The 12561-nt window shown below is 47.1% G+C and carries 9 protein-coding genes; 8 read left to right on the forward strand and 1 reads right to left on the reverse strand.

Annotated features, from left to right (window positions below):
* The first annotated feature begins 8 nt into the window (after positions 1–8).
* The 3 genes from pucD to NSQ38_RS18525 all read left to right on the forward strand — a co-directional run bounded on the left by pucD (position 9) and on the right by NSQ38_RS18525 (position 5797).
* Positions 9–2336, forward strand: a complete 2328-nt coding sequence (pucD, locus tag NSQ38_RS18515; protein ID WP_339783371.1) for a xanthine dehydrogenase subunit D — start codon at positions 9–11, stop codon at positions 2334–2336.
* Positions 2333–2851, forward strand: coding sequence for a (2Fe-2S)-binding protein (locus tag NSQ38_RS18520; RefSeq protein ID WP_339783372.1), 519 nt, complete (start codon positions 2333–2335; stop codon positions 2849–2851). Before pucD ends, NSQ38_RS18520 begins: the two co-directional genes overlap by 4 nt.
* Before the next feature lie 366 nt (positions 2852–3217).
* Positions 3218–5797, forward strand: coding sequence for a X2-like carbohydrate binding domain-containing protein (locus tag NSQ38_RS18525; RefSeq protein WP_339783374.1), 2580 nt, complete (start codon positions 3218–3220; stop codon positions 5795–5797).
* A gap of 81 nt (positions 5798–5878) precedes the next feature.
* Here NSQ38_RS18525 and NSQ38_RS18530 read toward each other — a convergent pair whose 3' ends face one another.
* Complete coding sequence (locus NSQ38_RS18530) at positions 5879–6523, reverse strand: YitT family protein (RefSeq protein ID WP_339783376.1); 645 nt, start codon at positions 6521–6523, stop codon at positions 5879–5881.
* A gap of 123 nt (positions 6524–6646) precedes the next feature.
* Between NSQ38_RS18530 and NSQ38_RS18535 the strand changes: the two genes are divergently transcribed.
* The 5 genes from NSQ38_RS18535 to NSQ38_RS18555 all read left to right on the forward strand — a co-directional run bounded on the left by NSQ38_RS18535 (position 6647) and on the right by NSQ38_RS18555 (position 12479).
* The gene (locus NSQ38_RS18535; RefSeq protein WP_339783378.1) at positions 6647–7165 is read left to right on the forward strand and encodes a GNAT family N-acetyltransferase; all 519 of its coding nucleotides are present in this window, start codon (positions 6647–6649) and stop codon (positions 7163–7165) included.
* Positions 7166–7855: 690 nt separating this feature from the next.
* The gene (gene glpX, locus NSQ38_RS18540; RefSeq protein ID WP_091029562.1) at positions 7856–8938 is read left to right on the forward strand and encodes a class II fructose-bisphosphatase; all 1083 of its coding nucleotides are present in this window, start codon (positions 7856–7858) and stop codon (positions 8936–8938) included.
* 468 nt (positions 8939–9406) lie between these two features.
* The gene (locus NSQ38_RS18545; protein ID WP_249912528.1) at positions 9407–10456 is read left to right on the forward strand and encodes a LacI family DNA-binding transcriptional regulator; all 1050 of its coding nucleotides are present in this window, start codon (positions 9407–9409) and stop codon (positions 10454–10456) included.
* Positions 10457–10510: 54 nt separating this feature from the next.
* Complete coding sequence (locus NSQ38_RS18550; protein WP_036613779.1) at positions 10511–11683, forward strand: Gfo/Idh/MocA family oxidoreductase; 1173 nt, start codon at positions 10511–10513, stop codon at positions 11681–11683.
* A 70-nt stretch (positions 11684–11753) separates the two neighbouring features.
* On the forward strand, positions 11754–12479 hold the full coding sequence (locus NSQ38_RS18555; protein ID WP_253436905.1) for a ThuA domain-containing protein: 726 nt from the start codon (positions 11754–11756) through the stop codon (positions 12477–12479).
* Positions 12480–12561: the final 82 nt, after the last annotated feature.

Consider the following 12561-nt stretch of genomic DNA (forward strand, 5'->3'; position numbering starts at 1 on the left):
GAGGGATCATGCTGCTGAATCGGAAACAGAGCGGGAAACGCTGGCACCTGCGGCCAGATGGGGCACCCAAAGTAACAGGCCAGCTTCAATATCTGACGGATATGACGCTACCTGACATGATTCATGGCAGAGTATTGCGAAGCGAATATCCTCATGCTCGTATACTGTCTATAGATACTTCGGAAGCTGAGGCGTTGGAAGGTGTCTATGCGGTTTTGACCTCCAAAGATGTGCCTGGTCTGAATCGTTTTGGCATAGCGACCCCGGATCAGCCTGTGTTCTGCGAGGATATTGTGCGTTATGTCGGTGACGCCATTGCAGCGGTTGCTGCGGATTCTCCGGAACGTGCGGCGCTTGCACTGGATGCGATCCGTGTAGTGTATGAGGAACTCACTCCGCTGAATAGTACAGACGCTGCATTGGCTCCCGGCGCACCAGAGCTGCATGAGCATGGTCCCGGTAATGTACTCCATCGAACGGAGATCAAACGTGGAGACGTCGAGCAAGCCATTGCCGCGTGTGATCATATCGTGACTGAGACGTATTATACGCCTCGTCAGATGCATGCGTACATGGAGACGGAAGGTGGCCTGTTTGTCCCGGATGAAGAGGGGCGGCTGAATGTATACGCGGCAACGCAACATGGCTATAAAGACCGGATGCAGCTTGCACGCATCATTGGTTGTCCTGAAGAAGATATCCGGGTGGTGTCTTCACCGATTGGTGGTTCATTTGGCGGAAAAGATGAACTCAACGTACAGCCCTATGGTGCATTACTGGCCTTGAGATGCGGACGTCCTGTGAAAATGCATAATTCGCGTAAAGAATCCGTGCGTGCAGGTCTGAAACGGCACCCAATGAAGATTGAAATGCAGACCGGCATGAGCCAGGAAGGTATCATCCAAGCGCATCGTGTCCGCATTACAGCAGATACGGGAGCGTATGCGACACTCGGTGCACCGGTGCTGAACTTCTGTACTGAGCATTGCCTTGGACCTTACGCCATCCCTCATGTGGATGTGGAAGGTGTGTCTGTGTATACGAATAACGGGCTGTCAGGTGAGTTTCGCGGATTTGGCGGGAACCAGGCGATTTTTGCCATGGAAGGCCAGATGGATCGGCTTGCAGAAATCATGAACATGGACCCTTGGGAGTTCCGCAGACGTAATATGAGGGAAAAGAATGATCCCGGACCGCTGAATCAACGGATTCTGGTTACGGATGGACTGTCCCAAGTGTGGGAGGCATTGGATCGCTCCGAACTGTGGCAAAAACATCAGCAACCCCCGGCAGATCCTTCTCTGCCGCCATGGATCAAGCGTGGAGTCGGAGCAGCCATCGCCATGCACGGTGCAGGGCTGGGATACGGGATTCCGGACCCTGCGGGAGGCCGTCTGTCCCTGAATAACGAAGGCAAGATTGAGGTTGCGTTCAGCTACGAGGAATTTGGTCAGGGGCTTATTGCAACGCTGGAAATTATGTTATGTGATCTATTCCAATGCAGTACATCGGATCTCAGTATCATCATTGGAGATACAGATCGCGTGCCACACAGCGGATCAAGTACAGCTTCACGTTCAACAACGATGGCCTGGATGGCTCTTCAACGTTTGCAGACTCCATTTCGTTCCCGTGCTCTCACTGTTGCGTCTGAAATGTCGGGCATTCCGGCAGATGAACTGGTGACAGGGCCTGGTGGTATATGGCGTAAAGGCCAGCTTCCTGCCGAAACTTCAGAAGTAGAATCAGAATCAGGCTTTATAGTTTCGTATGCTGAACTCGCGACGCAGGGCAAAGCCGCTGAATGGATTTTTGATACAAAGTTTGATTACCCAACTACGCCTGACAATGTGGTAGGCGGGCATTATTTGTATACGTATGCGGCGGTTGCGGCAGAGGTGGAAGTGAATACTTTGACCGGAGAAACCAAGCTGCTGGATACACGCCATGTTGTAGCGGCAGGCCCGGTGATCAACCCTATGGGCTTTATCGGACAGATTGAAGGCGGTAGTGTGATGGCGCTTGGATTCACGTTGACCGAGGATGCGGTCATGCAGGACAGCCGTTATGTAACCACTAATCTCGATACGTATCTGATCCCAACCATTCAGGATATTCATACCAATCTGGAGGTTGAAGCTATTGAAGACTTGCCCGAAGGTGATGCGTTTGGACCGAGGGGGATTGGTGAGATTGGTTCCGTAGCGCTTGCGCCAGCCATTACAGCCGCAATTCATCAGGCGACAGGTGTATGGGTTAACCGTCTTCCTGTATCGAGGGAACAACTGGTCAGACCTTTAAATGTACCTTTGCAGGAAGGAGTGAGTCCATCATGAGTAAACCACTTGAGAATCACTGGACAGCCGTTGTGAATGGCGAAGAGAAACATCTGGAGATCGCGCAAACGACCCGACTTGTCGATGTGCTTCGGACTCATTTGCAACTAACGGGTACCAAAGTATCCTGCGAAGTTGGTCGCTGCGGCGCATGTATGGTTCTGATGGATGGTGAGCCCGTGAATTCCTGTCTTGTCATGGCTTATCAATGTGATGGAAGTGACATTACGACGATTGAAGGTCTGCACGGGGACGAGAAAGGCACTCTGCATCCGATTCAACAGGCTTTTGTGGAGGAAGGTGGCTTCCAGTGCGGCTACTGCACTCCGGGCATGGTGATCTCAACCAAGGCATTACTGGATGCACATCCTGAGCCTTCTCAAGAACAGATTGAAACGGGATTGTGTGGGAATCTGTGTCGTTGTACCGGCTACGGTGGCATTATTCGGGCGGTACGCAAGGCAGGGGAACGCTGTGTCGTAAAGGAAACGTCTGCCGAGGAAACCGTTAGTTGAGCCGTGACGCAGGACGTAGACAAAAAAACAAGGAGAATTGAAGAATCATTCATTGAAAAAGCATCCGATCCAGGAATGCTTTTTTTGTTTTTGTAGGTTTTCTGCCAAGTACATTCATCTAACGGGAGATGAAGTTTGGGCCCGAAACTGGTTAAATAATGAACCGTTTTCGAATTGTCTTCAATATTGGTGGGACGATGGACAAATGGCGTTCAAAGTACTGATACAAAAGAATTTCAAACATTCTCATTCACCATATATTTACAAAATTTGATGCACATGCTATGTTTAAAATGAAAGCGCCATCATGAATGGGTTCATTGACATTTCATTATCATATTTCACTTGGGAAGGAAGATGGAATTGATGAAAAATTTGCTCAAAAAGGCAACCGCAATGATGCTGGCATTGGCCCTACTGATTGGATTAATGACAGCGCCCGTTCATGCAGACACACCATTGTTCACCATCGAAAGCGAAGATGCGCAGCTGACCCCGGATCTTCAAGTGGTTACTTCAATCTATGGGCAGCCCAAGCCCGGATTCTCAGGTGCCGGATTTGTCTGGATGCAGAACTCTGGCACACTAACCTTCACAGTTACTGTCCCGGAAACCGGCATGTACGCAATCTCCACACGATATATGCAGGAGCTTAGTGCAGATGGCAGGTCACAAAATTTAATCGTGAATGGTGTTACGAAAGGGGCGTATATGCTGCCTTACACGACAACATGGTCAGACTTCGATTTTGGCTTTCACAAGCTGAATCAGGGTGCCAACACGATTGAGCTGAAGGCTGGCTGGGGCTTCGCGTATTTTGACACCTTCACAGTGGATCATGCGGATCTGGACCCCTTGAATGTACAACCAGTTCTGAGTGATCCTGAAGCTACACCGGAAACTCAAATTTTGATGAATTATTTAACGGACGTATACGGAAACAATATTATTTCTGGTCAGCAAGAAATCTATGGAGGTGGGAATGACGGAGATTCGGAGCTTGAATTCGAATGGATTCATGATCTGACCGGAAAGTATCCGGCAATCCGTGGCTTTGATCTGATGAACTATAATCCGTTGTATGGTTGGGAGGACGGTACAACCGATCGCATGATTGATTGGGTGAATAACCGTGAAGGTATTGCAACAGCTTCCTGGCATATCAATGTACCTCGTAATTTCAATACGTATGAGCTTGGGGACTTTGTGGATTGGAAAGAGGCTACCTACAAGCCAACAGAAACGAATTTTAATACAGCCAATGCGGTAATTCCCGGTACCAAAGAGTATCAATACGTGATGATGACCATCGAGGATCTGGCAGAACAATTGCTGATTTTGCAAGATAACGATGTGCCAGTGCTTTTCCGTCCGTATCATGAAGCAGAAGGCAACGGCGGGCTGAACGGGGAAGGTGCATGGTTCTGGTGGGCTTCGGCAGGCGCAGAAGTGTACAAAGAGCTATGGGATCTGCTATATACCGAACTGACCGAGACGTATGGTTTGCACAATCTGATCTGGACCTACAACAGCTATGTATACAGTACTTCTCCGGCCTGGTATCCGGGTGATGATCAGGTAGATCTTGTCGGATATGATAAATACAATACGATCTACAACCGTTATGACGGCTTGTCCGGCGTACCGAATGAGGATGCGATTACCTCGATTTTCTATAAGCTTGTTGAGTTGACGAACGGTACGAAAATGGTAGCCATGACGGAGAACGATACCATTCCAAGTGTGAAAAATCTAACCGAGGAGAAATCAGGATGGCTGTACTTCTGTCCTTGGTATGGCGAGCATCTGATGAGTTCTGCTTTTAATTACCCGGCAACATTGAAAACGCTTTATCAAAGTGATTATGTCATTACGTTGGATGAGCTGCCAAATCTAAAGGTTAACAATCCCAACCCCAGTGCATCCATCACACCTGGAAACGTTGAATTTGACAAATACACACCCAATCAAAGCGATAAAAGCGTAACCGTGAATGCAAACGGCAATACGCTAACTGCTCTCCGGGCAGGCAACAATGCATTGACCGCAACGACAGACTATACCTTGAACGGAAACACATTGCTGTTGAAAAAAGCTTATCTGGCAACCCTGCCAGTTGGTGAGCATTCGATTGTTCTGGATTTTAATCAAGGCCAGGACCCTGTGTTAAAAGTCAAAATTGTGGATTCAACACCGAGTACCAATGCTGTGATTTCACCTGTGAATGCAACATTTGATAAAGCGACGAATCCCGCGCAGGATATTACCGTATCTCTCACCTTAAACGGCCGTCAGCTCACAAGCATCACAAAGGGGAATGTTACGCTTGTATCAGGTCAGAATTATACAGCATCCAGCTCTGCTGTAGTTCTGAATAAATCCTATCTCGCTACGCTGCCCTTGGGTCAGAATGTATTGACCTTTCAATTCAATGGAGGAAATAACGCTGTGTTAACGGTGAATGTGGTAGACAGTACGGTTACTGTGCCAGCAGGGGATTTGACGATTCAAGCTTTTAACGGCAATACAAGTGCATCGACCAACGGCGTATCACCCAAGTTCAAGTTGGTCAACTCAGGCAATTCGGCTATTCCGTTAAGTGATGTAAAACTGCGGTATTACTATACAATTGACGGGGAAGAGGCTCAGAGTTTCTGGTCCGACTGGGCCAGTATGGGCAGTGCGAATGTAACGAGCCAATTCGTTAAACTGGCGACGCCAGTTGCCGGAGCCGATCATTATCTTGAAGTGGGCTTTACAAGTGCGGCGGGATCACTGAATGCGGGCCAGAGCGCAGAGGTTCAAGCACGCTTTTCCAAAAACAATTGGACGAATTACACACAGACTAATGATTACTCGTTCAAGGCATCCGGTAGTCAGTTCGCAAACCATGATAAGGTTACCGGGTATGTGAACGGTCAGCTGGTATGGGGAATTGAGCCGTAAAGGAAGAATGGACGGTAGATGGGCTGGATCAGGGTTAAAACCTCTGATCCAGCCTTTTATGTTGTAGACGGTGTACATCCGTTAGACGGAATGTTCTTTTTCACGCTCATTACTTGACGATGTATCCATGTCTGTCAATATGCGATCTATTATCCTTTTCGTATGGCCCATGATGAACTGAAGAAGTAGACCTGCACAACATACGGTTAATAATGTACCAAGCCCGATCGGTCCACCAAGCAGGAATGCCAGCATCAAAAATACAAAGTAAATCAATGTTCTCGATACAAATAAGGGAGTTCGAGTGATTTCATGCAGGATTAATGTTAAGCGGTCAATCGGAATGGGTGCGAAATTGGTCTGTAAATAGATTGCCGTGCCGATACTTATAATCACTAAACCAATGACAAAAGTCATTAATTTGCTGTACCAAACTTCGGGTGTGATCAAGGAATCAGATACATAAAGCCATATATCAATCCCCACACCAGTAATGAATGCGGTGACGAGCCCCATAAACTCGGGTTTTTGCTGCTTCAAAAGCGAATTGCATCCAATTAATAGGAAAGCAATGATGACCTCCCAGCTACCTACACTTAGCCCTACATGATGGGACAGCCCTACCAGAAGTGCATCAAACGGTGAGGTACCCAGTTCAGATTGGATGGTAAGGGAAATGCCAAGTGTTAAGATTAGAATACCTGCGACAAAAAGTACATATTTCAATTCATTCGACCTCTTTTTTAGAAAATATGTTGCAAATACAACAAAATTGAGCTAAATTCAATGTAACCCTTTTTTAGTGCATTTGCAACAAACGATTAACTTGTTAAAGGAATGTGAATATAGATGACGATTCGTATAGGGATATGTACCATTGAACATGTATGTGAACTGCAGGAGATTAGTTATGAGACGTTTAATGAAACGTTTAAAGCGCAAAATTCACCCGAAAATATGAAAGCTTATCTGGAAAAGGCGTTTAATCGGGAGCAATTGGAAACGGAACTGTCCATTGTGGATTCACAATTTCTTTTTATTTATGTCAACGATAAACTTGCCGGGTACATGAAGGTGAATATCAATGATGCTCAGTCTGAGAAGATGGGCGTGGAATCCCTTGAAATCGAGCGGGTGTACATCAAGAAAGAGTTTCAAAAACATGGCCTTGGTAAAGTGCTACTCCATAAAGCCATAGAGATGGCAACAGAACATCACAAAACGAATATTTGGTTAGGCGTGTGGGAGAAAAATGAAAATGCCATCGCATTTTATGAAAAGATGGGGTTTGTACAGACAGGTGCCCATGCTTTTTACATGGGAGATGAGGAACAGATTGATTTTATAATGACCAAAACGCTACTGTAACTGGATCATCGAGGGGAAAGCTTGAAAGAAAAATGCTATTGAGCAGAATTCTTTCGGGCTTTTTTATGTTTTGCCAGAACCGTTGAATCATTAAATGATGAAATTGAAGAGTTTTATTACATAATTAATATTATGTAAACTTATTATTTTCAATGACCTTCATAAGCTGCATCTATGGCTTTAGTAAAAGTTAAAGGCCTGATTAATACATAAATGGCATTATAATTTTGCTCAATAATAGTGAAGGTAATAGGCTGATCTCAAGGATCATCAATACAATTTATTAGTTTATTTCTACGTTTGGACAGCCAGTCGAAAATCGTTTTCGTTTGTAGGCTATTAGATAGCGTTACGTTCTTAATAATCAGTATATAAGTTGTATATACCTCATGTTAAAAGAACTTTTTGCGCATGAAACGGACATGTTGAATCACCATGTTGAATTATTTAGTTTTAGAGCGGAAAATGGAAAATAAAATTAATATTTCAAGTAATAAATCAGGAGGATTGGACTCTTAAAACCAGCCGAAAAAAAAGTGAAATTGATCAAAATATTAATTGGATAAATAAGGTATAAATCGTTCGAAAGGCGCTACTACGCCTTTTATAGATCAATTTCATATGGATTTGCGATGGATTTAGTACCGCTTTCACGTTATGCTTTTGGAAATTGGAAAGGAAGTGGGAAAAATGGAACGCGAACTGGCGTTGGAAATTGTCAGAGTAACAGAATTGGCTGCGTTAGCTTCAGCACCCTGGATGGGACGAGGCGACAAGAACAGTGCAGATGAAGCGGCTACTTTGGCCATGCGCGCCATGTTCGATTCCGTGTCCATTCGCGGCACGGTGGTAATCGGTGAAGGAGAAATGGATGAAGCCCCCATGTTGTACATCGGCGAGGAAGTGGGCAACGCTGAGGGGCCTGAGGTTGACGTGGCTGTAGACCCGCTCGAAGGTACAGAAATCGTAGCCAAAGGACTAAACAACGCTCTATCGGTTATTGCAGTGGCGGGAAAAGGTAACCTGCTCCACGCACCGGACATGTATATGGAGAAACTGGCGGTAGGGCCTGCGCTTGTAGGCAAGGTCAGCATTGAAGACCCGGTTGAAGTCACACTGGAGAAAGCCGCTGCCGCATTGAACAAAAACATCTCGGATCTCACTGTGATGATTCTGGATCGTGTACGACATGAGAGCACAATTAAGACCCTGCGCAAGGTTGGCGTGCGGATCAAGTTCCTCAGTGACGGTGATGTTGCGGGTGCGATGGCACCGGCCTTCCCCGAGGCGGGTATTGATCTCTATGTCGGATCTGGAGGAGCGCCAGAAGGTGTGCTGGCTGCCGCAGCGCTATCTTGCCTTGGGGGTGAGATTCAAGGGCGCCTGATGCCTGCCAACGCGGACGAATTCCAGCGCTGCCTGCAGATGGGGATTGATAATCCTTACAAAGTGTTAACGATGCAGGATATGATCGGTACGGAGGACGTCATTTTTGCCGCAACAGGTGTGACACCAGGTGAGATCTTGGGAGGGGTACGGTATCTTGCGGATGATCGTGCCGAGACGGATTCGATTGTTATGCGTGCCAAAACCAAAACAATTCGGTTTATTCGTTCCCAACACTTCCTTCCTAACAAAGAAGTTCTGCACAAAGTAAGACAGCTCCAATCCACGCCAGAACCCTCGGATCGCATTCCGAGTCATGTGAAAACAATGGAACAGGCTGAATTTAGTCAATCCTCCGTTGATCTTGGCGTTACAACGACGTTGTGAGCTGCACTCCCCATAATTGAACAAATAGGATCAACTTAAATCGTTTTATTGAGTTTGATAAGTAACTTGAACCCCTAAGATTACAGGTGCTTGAATCATTGAAAGTACCATCTCTGGTAAGATAATAATGAGGGCTTGGATTAATCCAAACCCTCATTATTTTTTTGTGTTAAAAGCATTGACAACGGTTACATGGCATGAGAAAATGTACGCGCGTACATAAATATTGATTTTTAAACATTATATGATTTAATGATGAGCTATATATGTTGAACTAATCATTTGCACAATAACGGAGAGGACAGAAATAACCTGAAAAAGCGAAGCGTTCGCCTTTATCACCGGATTTTCCCTTAAGAAAAGGGAATCAAAAAAATCTGGGGATAACAGCGATTGGAAGGTTGTTCTGTCATCGTAGTTCAGTGTAAATAATCTTTAGTTCAACTTATATAAAAGGGGGTGAAATTCATGGCATCTCGTAAAGAAGTGGCTGATCTTGCGGGTGTTTCCGAGGCGACGGTCTCCCGGGTGCTTAATGGGGTAGGTCCTATTAAAGAAGAGACACGCCGCAAGGTTCTTGAAGCTTCCGAACAGTTAGGCTATGTGCCCAGCGCTCTTGCTCGCAGTTTTGCCAGAAGTAAAAGCGGGAACCTTGGCGTAGTATTGCCTTATGTTCCGAAGGCGCATCTGTTCTCGGCGTATTTTTTCTCGGAAATGCTGAGTGGGATTGGAAGCAAAGCCAGAGACAATGGCATGGACCTGCTGGTTATGTTCCGGACACCCGGTGAAGTGATGAATTATACGGATCTGTTCCGGCGGCAGAAAGTGGACGCCTGCATTATCCTTGGTGCCCGAGATGATCATGAAGAACTGGCGGCCATGCAGCAGCTTCACCGGGAAGGACACCCGTTCTGTGTCATGAATCAGCATTTTGAGGGCCAATCGTTCACGGAAGTGGATGCGGATCATGTGGAAGGAAGCAGGCTTGCCATACGTCATCTTACGGATCAGGGATATCGCAAAATCGCTTTTCTCAATGGTCCGGACAGCTATTCCAACAGCCAGGAGCGAATGGAAGGTGTCCGTCTTGGCTTACAAGAAGCAGGTATGGAGCTGGACCCGAGTCTATTGCTTGAAGGGAATTATAGTAGACGGAGTGGCATTGAGGCGGCAGCGATTGTATCAGATCGCCTACATGAGATTGATGCTGTATTTGCGGCCAATGACCGGATGGCTATTGGGGTCATGCATGGTTTGCGTGAGCGGGGAATCCGGGTGGAGGATTTTCCGGCATTTGTGGGTTATGACGACTCTGATGCCGCCGAGATGGCGGTTCCGCCGCTGAGCAGCGTCAGGGTGCCATTTTTTGAGATGGGTGAACTTGCAGCATCGAAGCTTATGCATGGGTCTGTGGGTGACACACATAAAGCGAATAACTCTGTTGTAGCGGTAACCGAATCAGCGAGAGCGTTGTTGCCTACCGAACTGATCATCCGTGCTTCTTCTATCCGTCAATAGTTTATTGGTACACATATTGAAAGACTTTTTATTATTCCAAAGGAGGAAATGACCATGTCAAATCGTCTTCGTGTCGGAATGGTTGGATACAAGTTTATGGGGAAGGCCCACAGTAATGCCTATCGCAGTCTGCCGATGTTTTTCCCGTCTGCTCCGCTGCAGCCTGAGATGTCTGTGATCTGTGGACGTAACGAGCAGGGAGTGCAGGAGGCAGCGAATCAGTTTGGCTGGTCCGAAAGTGTGACTGATTGGCGTGAACTAGTGAAGCGGGATGATATCGATCTGATTGATATTAATGCACCAAGTGATGCCCATAAGGAAATTGCGTTGGAAGCAGCTCGTCAGGGTAAACATCTGTTTTGTGAGAAACCACTGGCCCTGTCGCTTGCGGATTCGCGTGAGATGCTTCAGGCAGCAGAGGATGCTGGAGTAGCCCATATGGTCGGGTTCAATTATCGTTTCTCACCAGCGGTGCAGTTGGCCAAAGATCTGGTGGAGAGTGGACGATTGGGTAAAATCTATCATTTCCGTGCTTTTTTCCTGCAGGACTGGATCATGGACCCTTCGTTCCCGCTGGTATGGCGTTTGCAAAAAGAAGTGGCTGGCTCTGGTTCCCACGGGGATCTGGGCGCGCATTTAATCGACCTGGCTCGTTTCCTTGTTGGTGAATTCCAGGAAGTCATCGGCATGAGCGAAACATTTATCAAAGAACGACCGCTTGCAGCAGAGATGACCGGACTGAGTGCAAAGGGCAGTTCGAATGCGGATGCACCCAAAGGAGAAGTGACCGTCGACGACGCTACGCTGTTCCTGGCACGATTCGCAGGAGGTGCGCTGGGCAGCTTCGAGGCTACACGTTTTGCAGCGGGGCATCGGAGTACAAACTCGTTTGAGATTAACGGCAGTCTCGGCAGTGTACGATTTGATTTTGAACGGATGAATGAACTGGAAGTGTATTTTACAAAGGATGAAGAGGACGTACAGGGATTCCGCCGTGTACTGGCAACCGATCCGGCACATAAATATGCTGAAGCTTGGTGGCCTGCCGGACATACGATTGGATTCGAGCACACGTTCACCCATGAAATGCTGGAGCTGGTGACAGCGATCTCTGAAGGACGACAACCATCACCGAGTTTCCACGATGGGGTCGCTTGTCAGGCTGTACTGGAAGCGGTAGAACGTTCGGTAACAGAACGGCGCTGGGTGACGCTTGAAGAGATGTGAGCAAGCAAGACAGTGACGTCAGAAATAAGGTTGAACACAACTAAACTAGGCGAAAGCGAGTGAATAAACGATGAGTAAAGCACTGATTGTATGGGGCGGCTGGGATGGACATGAACCGGAGCAGGTAGCAGCGATTTTTGAACGTATTTTGAAGGAAGAGCAGTTCGAGGTTGAAGTCTCAAATACGTTGGAGTCTTATGCGGATGCAGAGAAGCTGATGGGTCTGGATCTGATCGTGCCGTTGTGGACAATGGGACAGATTGAGCAAGAACTCGTCAATAACGTATCAGCGGCTGTTCAGAGCGGTGTGGGCTTGGCTGGTCTTCATGGCGGGATGTGTGATGCCTTCCGAAATAACGTAGACTGGCAGTTTATGACGGGTGGACAATGGGTTGCTCATCCAGGCAATGATGGTGTGGAGTACATGGTAAACATGAAGCGTGGCTCTAGCCCGTTATTGGATCATATTGAAGATTTTCAGGTAAAAAGTGAACAGTACTACCTGCACGTAGACCCGGCAGTGGAAGTGTTGGCAACAACTCGTTTCCCAGTGGTGACTGGTCCGCATGCGGCGAATGGCCCCGTAGATATGCCTGTTGTCTGGACGAAACGCTGGGGCGCAGGACGGGTATTCTACAACTCCCTGGGACACCATGCAGACATTGTAGACATGAAACCCGTGACTGAAATGATGCGCAGTGGATTCAAATGGACAGCAGCAGGTAAAGAACTTGCCAAGAGTCGAGTAAGTGCAGCAACCGAAGTGTACACAGGTATGGCGGACAACCAGAACTAATGAGATTGTAGTTTGATTGCAAACGTAACTTCAGTGTTAACCATTCATCCTCAATGGATAAACCATTTCTGATCCACGGCGA

This window comes from Paenibacillus sp. FSL R7-0313 (assembly GCF_037969885.1).
In the GTDB taxonomy this organism is placed as follows: domain Bacteria; phylum Bacillota; class Bacilli; order Paenibacillales; family Paenibacillaceae; genus Paenibacillus.